Source organism: Cryobacterium sp. MP_M3 (assembly GCF_015752155.1).
Taxonomy (GTDB): Bacteria; Actinomycetota; Actinomycetes; order Actinomycetales; family Microbacteriaceae; genus Cryobacterium.
Genome location: NZ_JADOVI010000008.1, coordinates 77,927 through 92,211 on the forward strand (window position 1 = coordinate 77,927; position 14,285 = coordinate 92,211).

The window sequence follows — 14,285 nt, forward strand, 5'->3', positions numbered from 1 at the left end:
CTATTCTAAGAAAATGGAGAAGTCGCCTGATTCACCGGCAACGCGGCGCACGAGGCAGGGCGCGGCCACCCGAGAGGTGATCGTCGAGGCGGCCCAGCGGCTCATGTTCGACCGCGGGTACATCCCGACGTCGATCGCCGCGATCGCGGAGCACGCCGGCGTCGCAGTGCAGACCATCTACAACTCCATCGGCGGCAAGGCCGACGTGCTCGCGGCGGTGCTCGATCGAGCCGCCGCCGCGGAGGCTCCGGGCCCGGGGTCCGCTGGCGGACCCGGACCCGGACCGGGAGCGCCCGCCCGGTCGGCGGGCGAGGTCATCCGCAGGCTCGCGGCGGGGATCGTCGAGGTCAACACCCGAACCGCCGGGGTTCACCGGGTGATCCTTCAGGCCGCGGGCGTCGACCCCGACGTGGCGAAGCTCGAACTGCGGCGCTCGTCCCAGCGCCTCTACCAGTACGGCGAGGCCGCCACGGCCCTGCGCGGACTGCGCGGCCTGCGTGCGGGCCTGAGCGACCACGAGGCCGCGGCCGCGATCTGGGCGATCGGGCACCCGCAGGTGTATCGGTCGTTGGTTCTTGATCTCGGCTGGTCCGGCGCGGCCTACCGGGACTGGGTCGAAAAGACGCTCTCCGCGGCGCTGTCTTAGCTTCGCGCGCGCACGGCGACGGGCGAACAAATATACTGGATAGCTGGCCCGGTTGGGCCGGAGACTCCCACAACCCCCGTGAACGGACTATTGCTGTGCTCAGTGTGCAAAATCTCGAGATCCGAGTTGGGGCGCGCGTGCTCATGGAAGACGTCAGTTTCCGGGTCTCCGCCGGTGACAAGATCGGCCTGGTCGGCCGAAACGGCGCGGGCAAGACCACCCTGACGAAGACGCTGGCGGGCGAGACCGTGCCGACGAAGGGCCAGATCGACCGGTCCGGTGAAATCGGCTACCTGCCCCAGGACCCCCGTTCCGGTGACCCGGAGATGCTCGCCCGCACCCGGATCCTCGACGCTCGCGGCCTCGGCACGATCTCCCTGGGGCTGAACCAGGCCGGACTCGACATGGGCAGTACCGATCCCAAGGTCGCCGCGAAGGCCATGCGCACCTATGGAACGCTGACCGACCAGTTCAACGCGCTCGGCGGGTATGCGGCCGAGGCGGAGGCCGCGTCGATCGCCAGCAACCTCAACCTTCCCGACCGCATCCTGGACCAGCAGCTGAAGACCCTCTCCGGTGGCCAGCGCCGCCGGATCGAACTCGCGCGCATCCTGTTCTCTGCCGCCGAGACGATGATCCTCGACGAACCGACCAACCACCTCGACGCCGACTCCGTGGTCTGGCTGCGCGAGTTCGTCAAGAGCTACCGCGGCGGCTGCATCATCATCAGCCACGACATCGAACTTGTCGGCGACACCGTCAACCGGGTCTTCTACCTCGACGCCAACCGCATGGTCATCGACATCTACAACATGAACTGGAAGAACTACCAGCGCCAGCGCGTCGCGGATGCGGACCGCCGCAAAAAGGAGCGCGCCAACGCCGAGAAGAAGGCGTCCACGCTGCAGCTGCAGGCCGCGAAGTTCGGAGCCAAGGCCAGCAAGGCCGCCGCCGCCCACCAGATGGTGGCCCGCGCTGAGAAGCTCCTCTCCGGGCTCGACGCCGTGCGCGCGGTCGACCGGGTCGCCAAGTTGCGGTTCCCCGAGCCCGCGCCGTGCGGCCGCACCCCGTTGATGGCGACCGACCTGTCCAAGAGCTACGGTTCGCTGGAGATCTTCGCTGCCGTTGACCTCGCCATCGACCGCGGTTCCAAGGTCGTCATCCTCGGCCTCAACGGCGCCGGCAAGACCACTCTGCTTCGGATGCTCGCCGGCGTGGACAAACCGGACACCGGACGGATCGAACCCGGCCATGGCCTGCGGATCGGTTATTACGCGCAGGAACACGAGACGATCGACGTCAAGCGCAGTGTGCTCGAGAACATGGTCTCCTCCTCGCCCAACATCACCGAGATGGAGGCGCGGCGGGTGCTCGGCTCGTTCCTGTTCACCGGGGACGATTCGCACAAGCCGGCCGGGGTGCTCTCCGGCGGCGAGAAGACCAGGCTCGCCCTGGCCATGATCGTCGTGTCTGGCGCCAACGTGCTGCTCCTGGACGAACCGACCAACAACCTGGACCCGGCCAGTCGCGAGGAGATCCTCGACGCCCTCGCCCACTACAGCGGCGCTGTGGTGCTCGTCAGCCACGATGAGGGGGCCGTCGAAGCCCTCAACCCCGAGCGGGTTCTGATCATGCCTGAGGGCACTGAGGACCACTGGAACAAGGACTACCTCGATCTGATCACCCTGGCCTGATCACCGTGGCCCGTCCAGTCGGGCGCCCGGCATCCTGACCCGGATGCCGGGGCCCGGCAGGGTCAGTGCGGGGAGTCGATCAGGTCGTCTTCGACCTCGGCGTCGCTGCGGGGCTTCGCGGCCTGCCGTCTGGCCCGCTCGAGGGCCCGGGCTCGTTCCTGCGGGTCGTCGGCGTTGACCGACCGGAATTCCTGGCGAATCGCCCAGCCCAGTCCGACGAACGCGAGCAGCGCGAAGACGAACCATTGGAACGCGTAGGACAGGTGCGGGCCCTCGTCCCGCGCCGGCCGGGTGACCGCCACCGGGCGTTCTCCCGGCGCCGGGTCCTCCGACTTCATCAGGCCGTAGGCCCCGGTGTACGTCGGTAGGTCGAGCCTTCCCTGCACCTCGGTGAGGTTGATCGTGGCGATCTGGTTCCCGAGCGCCGAACGACCGGCCAGGGACGGTTCGCCTGCCTTCAGCCGGGCGACGACGGTCACCTCGCCGTCGGGCGCCTCAGGGACCGATGCCGGTGCCTCCGGGGTCTCGCCGGTCGGCAGCCAGCCGCGGTCGACGATGAAGACCGTGCCGTCCTTCAGGCGAAGCGGCGTGAGCACCTCGAAGCCGGGGTGGATGTTGAGCGGACGGTTCCGCACGATCAGTTCGTCGGCCTTGAGGTATGTTCCGCTCATCACGACGGGCAGCCATTTCTGGGACTCGGCGAAGGACCGCGGGTCGGGCAGAGCCTGCGCCAGCGGGATCGGCTCGGAATCGAAGTTGGCGTCCACTTTGACGATCTCGGCCAGGGCTTCGGCCCGGCGGGCGAGCTGCCAGGTTCCCAGTCCCGCACAGATCGCGGCGAAGAGGATGGTGAGCGCGAGGTAGCCGGCCCAGCGCCGGGTGAACGCGAATTTCCAGCCGATCACGCCTGGTCCGTCTCGACAGACAGAGGGGCAACCGTGAGCGGGAAGTCGCGCGCCGCCAGGAACTCCCTGAGGTAGTCGACGTGAAGGTCGCAGGCGAGCCAGGTCTTGAACCGGTCGCCGGTGTGGATGCGGGGATTGCGCCAGTCCAGTCGCCAGATCGCATCCGAGCGGCAGCCGGCCCGGGAGCAGGTCGCGGTCTCCAGGTCGGTGCCGAGACCGATCACGGCGGGCCGCTCTCGTCCGGCTTGCGGTACACCTCGATCGCGCCGGGCCGGACCACGGTGCCGGCCGGGGCGCCACCGTGCACGTTCGCCACGACGACGGCGAAGTAGGGGAGGAGGATGGCCCCGGCGGCGCAGAGCAGCAGCCACCAGCCGTGCACGAACAGCATGAGCACGATGCAGACCATCCGGATGCCCATGGCCACCGAATACTTGATCATCCGGGCGCGTCGCTCCGCCTCCGGCGACGGAGGTAAAGAGGTGATCGACTGCTGTTTCATGAATGCCATCGCTCCGGTCAGCCGGCTAAAGATTCGCTTGATAAGCCTACGTCTCGTCGACCGACGACACGGACGCCGTAAACTGAAATCTACGTGCGCGCGGCTGTTCGTTCGCTGGGAAAAGATTGGACCACCCCATGACGACTGTCAGGACCGTTCTCGTGACCGGGGGAAACCGAGGAATCGGCTTCTCCATCGCCGAGGAGTTCGTCAAGCAGGGACACCGGGTCGCGGTGACCGCCCGCTCCGGCCAGGGGCCGGAGGGCAGCCTGACCGTGCGCGCTGACGTCACCGACGCCGCCTCGATCGACGCCGCGTTCACCGAGATCGAGGCCGCGCTCGGCCCGGTCGAGGTCGTCGTCGCCAACGCGGGAATCACCCGGGACACCCTGCTGATGCGGATGACCGAGGACGACTTCACCTCCGTGATCGACACCAACCTCAGCGGAGCGTTCCGGGTCGTGAAACGAGCCTCCAAGGGGATGCTCAAGGCCCGCTTCGGCCGGATCGTTCTGATCTCCAGCGTCGTCGGCCTGTACGGTTCCGCCGGGCAGGTGAACTACTCCGCGTCCAAGAGCGGCCTGATCGGGCTCGCCCGGTCCGTCACCCGGGAACTCGGGGCCAGGGGGATCACGGCGAACGTCGTCGCGCCCGGCTTCATCGAGACCGACATGACCGCGCAACTGTCCGAGACCCAGCAGGCCGACTACAAGAAGAGCATCCCGGCCGGTCGTTTCGCCACCGCCGGTGAAGTCGCGCGGGTGGTCACCTGGCTGGCCGGCGACGACGCCGCCTACATCTCCGGAGCGGTCATCCCCGTCGACGGCGGATTGGGCATGGGGCACTAACCGCGCAGGCCGAGCACGGGCAGCACCTGGCTGAGGTCGCAGACGTCGATCGCCAGGTCGGCCCGTGCGCGCACCACGGGTTTCGCGTTGAAGGCGATGCCCAGCCCTGCCGCCTGCATCATCAGCAGGTCGTTCGCGCCGTCGCCGACGGCGACGGTCTGCCGGAGCGGCAGCGACTCCGCCGCGGCCCACTCCGTGAGGGCGGCCGCCTTGGCCCTGGCATCGATGATCGGACCGACCAGGCCGCCAGTCAACCGGCCGTTCACCGCCTCCAGACGGTTCGCCCGCCAGTGGTCGAGGCCGAACCGGGCGGCGAGCGGGTCGAGGACCTCATGGAACCCCCCGGACACCACCCCGACGCTGCAGCCGTGGGCGTGCAGGCCCGAGATCAGGTCGTGCACCCCCGGCGTCGGCCGGATCAACGCTCCGACGTCCGCGAAGACACCGGTGGACAGTCCGGCCAGGGTCTTCACCCGCGCCCGGAGGCTCGCGGCGAAGTCGATCTCACCGCGCATGGCCTGCTCGGTGACCTCCGCCACGAGTTCGAGGGAGCCGGCGGCGTCCGCCAGCAACTCGATGACCTCGTTTTCGATGAGGGTGGAATCGGCATCAAGGACAACGAGGAATCGAGCGGGGACGGTCACGGGTGTACGTGCACGCCCTTGCCGACCACGGTGATGCCGGAATCGGTGACGCTGAAACCCCGGGCCAGGTCGCGGTCGCGGTCGACGCCGATTTCGGCGCCGGCGCCGACGATGACGTCCTTGTCGAGGATCGCCCGGCGCACGATCGCGCCCGGCTTGATCTGCACCCGGTCGAAGACGATCGAGTCCACCACCTGGGCGCCGGAGTCGATCGCGGCCCACGGGCCGAGCACGCTGCGTTCGATGTGCGCACCGGAGATGACGCAACCGAGGGAGACGATCGAGTCGATCATGGTGCCGAGGGCGCCATGGGCGTCGCGGACGAACTTCGCCGGCGGCGAGTTCAGCTGCTGGCTGAAGATCGGCCACTTCTGGTTGTAGAGGTTGAAGACGGGAAGCGCGCTGATCAGGTCCTGGTGGGCCTCGAAGAACGAGTCCATCGTTCCCACATCGCGCCAGTAGTACCGGTCGCGGTCGGTCGAACCCGGCACGACGTTGCGCTTCAGGTCGTACACGCCGGCTTCGCCGCGGGACACGAAGTCCGGGATGATGTCGCCGCCCATGTCGTGGCTGGAATCGGTGCGTTCGCCGTCGCGGAGAACGGCCTCGATCAGCGCGTCGGCGTTGAAGACGTAGTTGCCCATCGAGGCGAACACCTCGTGCGGGGCATCGGCGAGGCCGACGGCATCCTTGGGCTTCTCACGGAAGTCCCGGATGTGATCCGGCGTGGCCGCGTCGACCTCGATGACGCCGAACTGGTCGGCGAGTTCGATCGGCTGCCGGATTGCGGCGACGGTCGCCTGCGCCCCGGAGGCGATGTGGGCGGCGATCATCTGGCTGAAGTCCATGCGGTAGACGTGGTCGGCGCCGACGACGACGACGATGTCGGGCTTCTCGTCGTGGATCAGGTTCAGGCTCTGCAGGATCGCGTCGGCCGAGCCGCTGAACCAGCGTTTGCCGAGCCGCTGCTGGGCGGGCACCGAGGCGATGTACGAGTTGAACAGGCCGCCGGAGACATGCCACGTCTGCGAGACGTGGCGGTCCAGGCTGTGCGACTTGTACTGCGTCAGCACCACGATCTGAGTGAGGCCGGAGTTGATGAGATTGGACAGCGCGAAGTCAATCAACCGGTAGTGGCCGCCGAACGGCACTGCCGGCTTCGCGCGGTCCTCGGTCAACGGCATCAGCCGTTTTCCCTCGCCGCCAGCAAGCACGATTCCAAAGATCTTCTTCGACTCCATACCCTTACAGTAGGGCCATCCGGAGCACTGGACCAGCACGGATGGGTGTGTCTTGGGTCGCGCTGCGCTAGCTTTACTGCATGCGAGTGGATCTGTTGACCAAGGAGTACCCCCCGGAGATTTATGGCGGAGCCGGCGTGCACGTCGCCGAGCTCGTGCGCGCCCTGCGCACGGACATCGACGTGGTCGTTCGGTGCTTCGGTGCGCCACGTGACGCCGCCGACACGTTCGCCTACGGCGTCCCCGCCCAGCTCAAAGATGCGAATGCCACGCTGGCCACCCTGGGCGTCGACCTGCAGATGGCCCAGGACGTGCAGGGGGCCGACATCGTGCACTCCCACACCTGGTACGCGAACGGGGCCGGACACATCGCCAAGCTGCTCCACGGCGTGCCGCACGTCGTGACCGCGCACAGCCTCGAACCGCTCCGGCCGTGGAAGGCGGAACAACTGGGCGGCGGCTACCGGGTGTCCAGCTGGATCGAGCGAACCGCGTTCGAGGGCGCGGATGCCGTGATCGCCGTCAGCGACGGCATGCGCCGCGACATCCTCCGCAGCTATCCCGCGCTCGACGAGGCCCGGGTGCAGACGGTCTACAACGGCATCGACCTCGAGCGGTGGAAGCCCACCGTCGACCATGACATCGTGCGCGCCCTCGGCATCGACCCCGACCGGCCCGCCGTGGTCTTCGTGGGCCGGATCACCCGTCAGAAGGGCCTGCCCTACCTGCTGCGCGCGGCCGCGGCCCTCCCCGCCGACGTGCAGCTGGTCCTCTGCGCCGGCGCGCCCGACACTCCCGGGATCCTCGCCGAGGTCACCGCGGGGGTCGAAGCCCTGCAGCGCGAGCGCACCGGCGTCGTCTGGATCGACCGGCTGCTCCCGCAGCACGAGCTCGCGGCCGTCCTCACCGCCGGAACGGTCTTCGTCTGCCCGTCGGTCTACGAGCCGCTCGGCATCGTCAACCTCGAGGCGATGGCCTGCGGTCTGCCCGTCGTCGGAACCGCCACCGGCGGTATCCCCGAGGTCGTCGCCGACGGCGTCACCGGCCGCCTCGTGCCGATCGACCAGGCAACCGACGGCACCGGCACACCGATCGACCCTGACCGGTTCGTCGCCGACCTGGCGAGGACCCTGGCCGAAGTGCTGTCCGATCCCGAACTCGCGGCTCAGATGGGCCGCGCCGGGCGGGTCCGCGCGGAGGAAATGTTCAGTTGGAGCCAGATCGCCACCCGCACCCGGGAGATCTACGCCTCACTGCTCTAGCACCGGCCGGGGCGTGCCCGGCGCCCGGCGACGGCAGATAACATGGCTGTATGGTCAACGTTCTTCACTTCACCGACGTCTCCGTCGTCCGGGCTGGCACAACCATCCTCGACTCAGTGAATTGGAGTGTTGAAGACAATCAGCGCTGGGTGATCCTCGGCCCGAACGGCGCCGGCAAGACGACGCTGCTGCAGATCGCGGCCGCCCTGATGCACCCGTCGAGCGGTCGGGCCGAAGTGCTCGAAGAGCCCATCGGCGGCACGGACCTGTTCGAGCTTCGCCCCCGGATCGGCTTCGCGTCCACCGCGATGGCCCGGAAGGTTCCCGCCAACGAGAAGGTCCTCGACGTCGTCATGACGGCCGCCTACTCGGTGACGGGCCGGTGGAACGAGGAGTACGAGACCATCGACGAGCGCCGCGCCCAGCGCGTGCTCGCCGAATGGCGACTCGACCACCTCGCCGACCGGAAGTTCGGCACACTCAGCGACGGCGAGCAGAAGCGTGTGCAGATCGCGCGCTCGATCATGACCGACCCTGAGGTCCTGCTCCTGGACGAACCGGCAGCCAGCCTCGACCTGGGCGCGCGCGAAGAACTGCTTCGCCTGCTCGGCGGCTTCGCAAGCGAACCGAAGTCCCCGGCCATCATCATGGTCACCCACCACGTCGAGGAGATCCCCGTCGGGTTCACCCACGTGCTGCTCCTGTCCGGCGGCCGCGTGGTCAGCGCAGGGCCTCTCGCCGAGGCGCTGACTGCCGAAGCGCTCACCGAAGCGTTCGGGCTGCCGATCGAACTGCGCGAAACCGACGGGCGCTTCACCGCCCGCGCGGCCTGACCAGCCCGAACCCCGGCGGAATGGCCGCCGCCGCGGCCGGGTTCTGCTAAACTCGACAGTCGGTCCTACGACCACATAGCTTTTCTGCCGCACCTGGCGAGACTGTTCTCGCCAATCGAAGCGCACCTCACCAATCGAACAGCAATAAGGAAGTCTTCATGAAGTCTGACATTCACCCCACGTACGCTCCCGTGGTTTTCCGCGACCTCGCGTCGGGTGCGACGTTCCTTACCCGTTCGACGGTCTCCAGTTCCAAGACCATCGACTGGGAAGACGGCGCCACCTACCCGGTCATCGACGTGGAAATCTCCTCCGAGTCGCACCCGTTCTACACCGGCAAGCAGCGCATCATGGACTCCGCCGGACGGGTCGAGAAGTTCAACTCGCGCTACAAGGGCTTCGGCAAGTAACCAGCCCCGCAGCGGCGCGGCGACACGCCGCGGCACCATAGTGAAGGCGACCAGCCGAGGCTGGTCGCCTTTTCTGTTGTCAATTCCGTCCTGGTCAGCGCTGTCCTGGTCAGCGCTCCGGCCAGCCGCCGGATGCGACGAACTCCGGGTCGCGTTCGCGGCGCATGTAGGTCTGGAAGCTTTCGGCCTGCTCGAGCGACCACTTCGCCTGCAGGTCATGCAGTTCGGAGACGGTGACCGGGAGCTTGGCCGCGTGGGCGCGCGCGATCGCCTGCGCGACCCGGCCGGCCGCGATCGCATCCGCACCGGAATCGTGCGCGTCGTCGAGGGAAACGCCGTAGAACGCACTGGTCACTTCCAGGGTGCGCTTGCCCTTGCGGTAGCGGTCGACTGCCTTGTCGATCACGAGCGGGTCGACGACCGGCGACGGCGCCACAAGCGGAGAGACGCCGTGGCGCAGCGACTCCCGGTTGAGCAGGGTGAGGTCGTAGGGCGCGTTGTAGGCCACCAGGGGAAGGCCGCGGCCGAGGTGCTCGCGGATGGTCGCCACGATCTCGGCAACCCCTTCGGCGGCCCCACGCCCGTTCTCCGCCGCGTACTCGGTCGTGATGCCGTGCACATTCGTGGCCTGGGCCGGAATCTCGATGCCGGGGTCGAGCAGCCAGTCCACCCTCTCGAGCACCTCCCCGGCCCGGTCGATGACGGCCACGGTCGCCGAGACGATCCGGCTCGTCTCCACGTCGATGCCGGTGGTCTCGAGGTCGAATACGGCCAGGGTGTCGCTCCAATTGCTCATGGGCACAGCCTACGGGCGACCACCGTCACTGCCCGCCGCCGGCCCGGCCGCCGTGCAGCCGCCATCGCAGTGCGGCCGCTACCCGCAGTGCAGCCAGTAGAAGCTCTGCGCCCCGAGCGTCAGGGTGAGCACGCCCGCGTCATCGAAGCTCGGGAACACCGCACCGCCGAAGATGTCGTACAGGCGAGTGCCGGCCAGGTCCGGGTCGTCGATCCGGAACGCGATCGGGTTGTGCGAGAAGCTGAACACACAGAGGACCGTCTCCGGCTGGTCGCCGAAATTCGTACCGGACCCGGCGTATTCGCGGGTGAAGGCGAGCACGGACTCGTGGTCGGTGGCCAGCACCCGGATCAGGCCCAGGCCGAAGGTCGGGTGGAGCTTGCGCACATGGATGACGTTGCGGATCCAGTGCAGCAGCGACCCCGACTGGGCCAGATGGGATTCCACGTTCGTCTGGGTGTAGTTGTAGACCAGCGACTGCACGAGCGGCAGGTAGAGCTTGCCCGGGTCGGCGGCGGAGAATCCCGCGTTCCGGTCGGGCGTCCACTGCATCGGAGTGCGTGAGCTGTCCCGGTCGGGGAGCCAGATGTTGTCGCCCATCCCGATCTCGTCGCCGTAGTACAGGAACGGGCTGCCGGGCAGGGCGAACAAGAGGGCATGGGCGAGTTCCAGCTCGCGCCGGGAGTTGTCCAGCAGTGGGGCGAGCCTGCGGCGGATGCCGATGTTCGCGCGCATCCGTGGGTCGTAGGCGTACCAGCCGTACATGGCCTGGCGGTATTCCTCACTGACCATCTCCAGCGTCAACTCGTCGTGGTTGCGGAGGAAGACGGCCCAGCCCGCCGATTCGGGGATGTCCGTCGTTTCCGACAGGACGCGCACGAGTTCGCCGGCGCGCTGGGAGCGCAGGGAATAGAAGATGCGCGGCATCACCGGGAAGTCGAAGGCCATGTGGCATTCCGGCTCCGCGTCGGTGCCGAAGAAGGCCGCCACCTCGCGCGGCCACTGGTTCGCCTCCGCGATCATGATCCGTCCCGGGTAGTCCCGGTCCAGCAGCATCCGCAGTCTCCGGACGAACTCGTGGGTGGGAGGTTCACCCTCACCGTTTCCTTCCTCCGACTCGTACAGGTACGGGATCGCGTCGAGCCTGAACCCGTCGACGCCGAGGTCGAGCCAGAACCGGACGACCTCGTGGATCGCCTCGTGAACGGCCGGATTCTCGAAGTTGAGGTCTGGCTGGTGGGAGAAGAACCGGTGGAAGTAGAACTGCCGCCGGACGGAGTCGAAGGCCCAGTTGGACTCCTCGGTGTCCGTGAAGATGATCCGGATGTCCGGGTACTTGTCGTCGCTGTCGCTCCACACGTAGTAGTCGCCGTACGGCCCGTCCGGGTGCTCCCTGGACTGCTGGAACCAGTCGTGCTGGTCGGAGGTGTGGTTCAGCGGCAGGTCGATGACGATGCGCATATTGCGCTCGTGGGCTTTCGTGACCAGTTCCTTGAACTCCTCGAGCGTGCCGAACTCCGGCAGGATCGAGCGGTAGTCCGACACGTCGTAGCCGCCGTCTTTCAGCGGGGAGGAGAAGAACGGCGGAATCCAGAGAGCGTCGATGCCCAGCCACTGCAGATAGTCGAGCTTGGAGATCAGGCCGGCGAGATCGCCGGAGCCGTCGGCATTGCTGTCGACGAATGACCTGACCATGACCTCGTAGAACACGGCGCGCCGATACCAGCGCGGATCGAGGGTGAGACCGGGAAGCCGGATGGGTGCGGTGAAACTCACAGGATTCCTTCCGGGCCCGGGCTCTGATCGACGGGAACAGCACGAGTCTAGATTCACCGGTACCGGGTCTGTCGAGCCCGATCGGAGAGTCAGCCCTAAACTGGGTCTGATGAACGTTCCTTCGCCGTATGACGAACTGCTCGCCCGGATTCCCGTCACCGTGCACACCGTGACCGTGCTCGGAAGCGACACCCGGTACTGGGAGTACGGCGATCCGGCAGCGGCCACGACGATCGTGATGGTGCACGGGTTCCGCGGCGACCACCACGGCCTGGAGCCCGTCGTCGCGCAGCTCCCCGGCTTCCGGATCATCTCCCCGGACCTGCCCGGGTTCGGCGAATCGGGCCCGCTGACCCCGATCCGGCACGACATCGCCGGTTACGGCCGCTGGTTGTCCGAACTCGTCGACGTCCTGGCGATCCCCGGGCGCACGGTCATCCTCGGGCACTCGTTCGGCTCGATCATCGTGGCCGCCGCGATCGCGGGCGGCCTCACCGCCGACGAGGTCGTGCTGGTGAACCCGATCGCCGCGCCGGCGCTCTCGGGGCCGCGCGGCATCCTGACCCGGCTGGCCGTGTTCTACTACTGGGCGGCGGCGAAGCTGCCCGAGCGGCTCGGTTTCGCCCTGCTCCGCAACCGTGTGATCGTGCGGGTGATGAGCATCACGATGGCCAAGACCGGCGACCGGGACCTCCGCCGCTGGATCCACAACCAGCACGACCGGTACTTCTCCGCGTTCGCCGACCGTTCGGTCGTGCTCGAGGCGTTCACCGCGTCCGTGGGCTCCGACGTCAGCGAATTCGCCGCCGCCATCCCGCAGCCCACCCTGCTCGTCGCCGCCGACAAGGACGACATCACCCCCGTAGCCGCCCAGCACCGGCTGCAGGCACTGTTCCCGCAGGCGACCCTGCGAGTGATCCCCGACGTCGGCCACCTGATCCACTATGAGGTTCCCGCCCAGGCCGCGGATGAGATCCGCCGCTTCCTCGCCCAGGAGTCTCCGGAATGAAGATCGTGTTCGACTGCCGCTACACCCGGTTCGACCGGCACGACGGCATCAGCCGGTACACCGCGGGCCTGGTCACCGAATTGGGCAAGTTGCACCCCGTGATCATGCTGATCAGCGACCACCGGCAGCTCGCCCTCCTGCCGGCCCTGCCCTGGCAGCTCGTGAGCGGCCCCACCAGCGTCCGTGAACCGCTCGTCGCCCGCCAGGTCAACCGGCTGCATCCCGACGTCGTGTTCAGCCCCATGCAGACCATGGGGTCCTGGGGCCGCCGGTACCGGCTGATCCTCACCGTGCACGACCTGATCTACTACCGCAACCGCACCCCGCCACGTGACTTCCCGGCCGCGGTCCGCCTGCTCTGGCGTCTGTACCACCTGGCCTGGTGGCCGCAACGGATGCTCCTGAACCGGGCCGACGCGATCGTGACGGTCTCGGCGACCACCCGCGACCTGATCCGGGACCACGCCCTCACCCACCGGCCGGTCACCGTGGTTCCCAACGCGGCCGGCGCGCTCAGCGCGGACCCCGTGCAGCGCACGACGCCTGAAACGGGTCGCCTCGTCTACATGGGCTCGTTCATGCCGTACAAGAACGTCGACACGCTCGTTCGCGCCGTGGCCGGGCTGCCGGGGCACGAACTGCACCTGATGAGCCGGGTCGGCGAGTCCGAACGCGCCCGGCTCACCGCGCTTGCCCCCCAGGCGAGGCTGGTCTTCCACGACGGTGCCAGCGACACGGAGTACGCGGCGGTGCTCCGCAGCGCGACGGCATTGGTGACCGCCTCCCTGGACGAGGGCTTCGGGATTCCGCTGGTCGAGGCGATGAGCCAGGGGATCCCGGTCGTGGTCAGCGACATCCCCATCTTCCGCGAGATCGGGGGCGACGCGGCCCTGTACTTCGACCCGGCCAGCCCGGACGCCCTCGCCGCGGCCATCAGCCGGCTCGACCAGCCGGGGGAGTGGGCCGAACGTTCACGGCTCTCCGTCGCCGCGGCGGGCCGGTTCACCTGGGCGGATTCGGCCCGCAAGCTCCTGGATCTGATCACCGCCACGGCCGCGCCGCACTGAGCCGGCCGGCCGGTTTCGAGTTCACAGCCGGTCGCGAGGCCTCAGCCGGTGTAGTGCGTGTTCTCGGCGAGGGTGCGCACGGTCGCGTCGAAGTACTCGAGCTCCAGCCGCCCATCACGCCAGACGAATTCGTGCACCGACCCGTTGGCGATGATCTCGTCGTGGCGGGGCCGTTCACCGCCGGTGCTGTTGCGGATCAGAGTTCCGATCACGCCGCCGTGACAGATGACGAGCACGGACTGGCCGGGCCGGGCCGCGGCGACGAGGCCGAGCGCCGGCAGCACCCGGTCCAACACCTCCTGACGCGTCTCCAGTCCGGGCACGGCGACCCCGTTGGGGAACCGGGACTGCCGCTCGGCGAAGGTGAGCCCCTCGATCTGGCCATGGTGACGTTCGGTGAGCGCCTCGACCACCTCCGGCTGCGCCAATTCGAGCTCGCCGGCGATGATCCGCGCGGTCTCGTGCGCCCGGTCAAGCGGGCTCGTCACGATCGCGTCCCAGTGCCGGCTGCGCAGCCGCAGGCCGGTCTCCGCGGCCTGGGCCCGTCCGGTCGAATTGAGCGGGATATCCGTGCTGCCCTGGATCCTGGTGCGCAGGTTCCACTCGGTCTGCCCGTGGCGCACTATCGAGAGTCTGGTCATGGCCGCCGTTC

16 protein-coding genes are annotated in these 14,285 nt (G+C 68.1%); 8 read left to right on the plus strand and 8 right to left on the minus strand.

The features are described 5' to 3' along the window. The first annotated feature begins 13 nt into the window (after positions 1 to 13). Positions 14 to 646 (plus strand): TetR/AcrR family transcriptional regulator, encoded by a 633-nt coding sequence (locus IWX89_RS10820; RefSeq protein ID WP_196903572.1) that lies wholly within the window; start codon positions 14 to 16, stop codon positions 644 to 646. Positions 647 to 741: 95 nt separating this feature from the next. Then, positions 742 to 2,340 carry an ABC-F family ATP-binding cassette domain-containing protein gene (locus IWX89_RS10825; protein ID WP_134506588.1) on the plus strand — a complete coding sequence of 533 codons (1,599 nt, stop codon included), beginning with the start codon at positions 742 to 744 and terminating at the stop codon, positions 2,338 to 2,340. Between the two features lie 62 nt (positions 2,341 to 2,402). Here IWX89_RS10825 and IWX89_RS10830 read toward each other — a convergent pair whose 3' ends face one another. From IWX89_RS10830 to IWX89_RS10840, 3 genes are read right to left on the minus strand one after another with little or no spacing between them, the layout of a single operon-like run. After that, positions 2,403 to 3,245, minus strand: coding sequence for an SURF1 family protein (locus IWX89_RS10830; protein ID WP_196903573.1), 843 nt, complete (start codon positions 3,243 to 3,245; stop codon positions 2,403 to 2,405). Next, complete coding sequence (locus tag IWX89_RS10835; protein WP_196903574.1) at positions 3,242 to 3,469, minus strand: hypothetical protein; 228 nt, start codon at positions 3,467 to 3,469, stop codon at positions 3,242 to 3,244. Before IWX89_RS10835 ends, IWX89_RS10830 begins: the two co-directional genes overlap by 4 nt. Then, positions 3,466 to 3,756, minus strand: a complete 291-nt coding sequence (locus tag IWX89_RS10840) for a DUF3099 domain-containing protein (RefSeq protein ID WP_231383163.1) — start codon at positions 3,754 to 3,756, stop codon at positions 3,466 to 3,468. The genes IWX89_RS10835 and IWX89_RS10840 overlap by 4 nt, the downstream gene beginning before the upstream one ends. A gap of 128 nt (positions 3,757 to 3,884) precedes the next feature. Between IWX89_RS10840 and fabG the strand changes: the two genes are divergently transcribed. After that, positions 3,885 to 4,595, plus strand: a complete 711-nt coding sequence (gene fabG, locus IWX89_RS10845) for a 3-oxoacyl-ACP reductase FabG (RefSeq protein WP_196903575.1) — start codon at positions 3,885 to 3,887, stop codon at positions 4,593 to 4,595. Here the strand turns inward: fabG and serB are convergent. Together serB and glgC are read right to left on the minus strand one after the other, a co-directional pair. Continuing rightward, complete coding sequence (serB, locus tag IWX89_RS10850; RefSeq protein WP_196903576.1) at positions 4,592 to 5,239, minus strand: phosphoserine phosphatase SerB; 648 nt, start codon at positions 5,237 to 5,239, stop codon at positions 4,592 to 4,594. The two genes, fabG and serB, sit on opposite strands and share 4 nt — an antisense overlap. Continuing rightward, entirely contained in the window at positions 5,236 to 6,480 is a 1,245-nt protein-coding gene (gene glgC, locus IWX89_RS10855; protein ID WP_196903577.1) for a glucose-1-phosphate adenylyltransferase, read from the minus strand. The genes serB and glgC overlap by 4 nt, the downstream gene beginning before the upstream one ends. An 80-nt stretch (positions 6,481 to 6,560) precedes the next feature. On the opposite strand from glgC, the gene glgA reads away from it, so the two are divergent. From glgA to IWX89_RS10870, 3 genes are all read left to right on the plus strand, one after another. Beyond that, positions 6,561 to 7,742 (plus strand): glycogen synthase, encoded by a 1,182-nt coding sequence (glgA, locus tag IWX89_RS10860; RefSeq protein WP_196903578.1) that lies wholly within the window; start codon positions 6,561 to 6,563, stop codon positions 7,740 to 7,742. Positions 7,743 to 7,792: 50 nt separating this feature from the next. Beyond that, positions 7,793 to 8,575, plus strand: coding sequence for an ABC transporter ATP-binding protein (locus tag IWX89_RS10865; protein ID WP_196903579.1), 783 nt, complete (start codon positions 7,793 to 7,795; stop codon positions 8,573 to 8,575). Between the two features lie 158 nt (positions 8,576 to 8,733). Beyond that, a complete protein-coding gene (locus IWX89_RS10870; RefSeq protein WP_134506572.1) occupies positions 8,734 to 8,985 on the plus strand; it encodes a type B 50S ribosomal protein L31 in 252 nt (83 codons plus the stop codon). Between the two features lie 109 nt (positions 8,986 to 9,094). Here IWX89_RS10870 and IWX89_RS10875 read toward each other — a convergent pair whose 3' ends face one another. Further along, on the minus strand, positions 9,095 to 9,781 hold the full coding sequence (locus tag IWX89_RS10875) for a 3'-5' exonuclease (RefSeq protein WP_196903580.1): 687 nt from the start codon (positions 9,779 to 9,781) through the stop codon (positions 9,095 to 9,097). A gap of 78 nt (positions 9,782 to 9,859) precedes the next feature. Beyond that, positions 9,860 to 11,557 carry a maltose alpha-D-glucosyltransferase gene (gene treS / locus IWX89_RS10880; RefSeq protein ID WP_196903581.1) on the minus strand — a complete coding sequence of 566 codons (1,698 nt, stop codon included), beginning with the start codon at positions 11,555 to 11,557 and terminating at the stop codon, positions 9,860 to 9,862. A gap of 109 nt (positions 11,558 to 11,666) precedes the next feature. Between treS and IWX89_RS10885 the strand changes: the two genes are divergently transcribed. Next, positions 11,667 to 12,566, plus strand: a complete 900-nt coding sequence (locus tag IWX89_RS10885; RefSeq protein WP_196903582.1) for an alpha/beta fold hydrolase — start codon at positions 11,667 to 11,669, stop codon at positions 12,564 to 12,566. Beyond that, on the plus strand, positions 12,563 to 13,633 hold the full coding sequence (locus IWX89_RS10890) for a glycosyltransferase family 1 protein (protein ID WP_196903583.1): 1,071 nt from the start codon (positions 12,563 to 12,565) through the stop codon (positions 13,631 to 13,633). Before IWX89_RS10885 ends, IWX89_RS10890 begins: the two co-directional genes overlap by 4 nt. 41 nt (positions 13,634 to 13,674) lie before the next feature. Here the strand turns inward: IWX89_RS10890 and IWX89_RS10895 are convergent, their stop codons facing one another. After that, on the minus strand, positions 13,675 to 14,274 hold the full coding sequence (locus IWX89_RS10895; protein WP_196903584.1) for a histidine phosphatase family protein: 600 nt from the start codon (positions 14,272 to 14,274) through the stop codon (positions 13,675 to 13,677). Positions 14,275 to 14,285: the final 11 nt, after the last annotated feature.

Bases quoted from the DNA above. Each gene is read 5' to 3' on its own strand.
- IWX89_RS10820 (WP_196903572.1), top strand. From the start codon at position 14: ATGGAGAAGTCGCCTGATTCACCGGCAACGCGGCGCACGAGGCAGGGC.
- IWX89_RS10840 (WP_231383163.1), bottom strand. From the start codon at position 3,756: ATGGCATTCATGAAACAGCAGTCGATCACCTCTTTACCTCCGTCGCCG.
- fabG (WP_196903575.1), top strand. From the start codon at position 3,885: ATGACGACTGTCAGGACCGTTCTCGTGACCGGGGGAAACCGAGGAATC.
- glgC (WP_196903577.1), bottom strand. From the start codon at position 6,480: ATGGAGTCGAAGAAGATCTTTGGAATCGTGCTTGCTGGCGGCGAGGGA.
- glgA (WP_196903578.1), top strand. From the start codon at position 6,561: ATGCGAGTGGATCTGTTGACCAAGGAGTACCCCCCGGAGATTTATGGC.
- IWX89_RS10865 (WP_196903579.1), top strand. From the start codon at position 7,793: ATGGTCAACGTTCTTCACTTCACCGACGTCTCCGTCGTCCGGGCTGGC.
- IWX89_RS10870 (WP_134506572.1), top strand. From the start codon at position 8,734: ATGAAGTCTGACATTCACCCCACGTACGCTCCCGTGGTTTTCCGCGAC.
- IWX89_RS10875 (WP_196903580.1), bottom strand. From the start codon at position 9,781: ATGAGCAATTGGAGCGACACCCTGGCCGTATTCGACCTCGAGACCACC.
- IWX89_RS10885 (WP_196903582.1), top strand. From the start codon at position 11,667: ATGAACGTTCCTTCGCCGTATGACGAACTGCTCGCCCGGATTCCCGTC.
- IWX89_RS10890 (WP_196903583.1), top strand. From the start codon at position 12,563: ATGAAGATCGTGTTCGACTGCCGCTACACCCGGTTCGACCGGCACGAC.
- IWX89_RS10895 (WP_196903584.1), bottom strand. From the start codon at position 14,274: ATGACCAGACTCTCGATAGTGCGCCACGGGCAGACCGAGTGGAACCTG.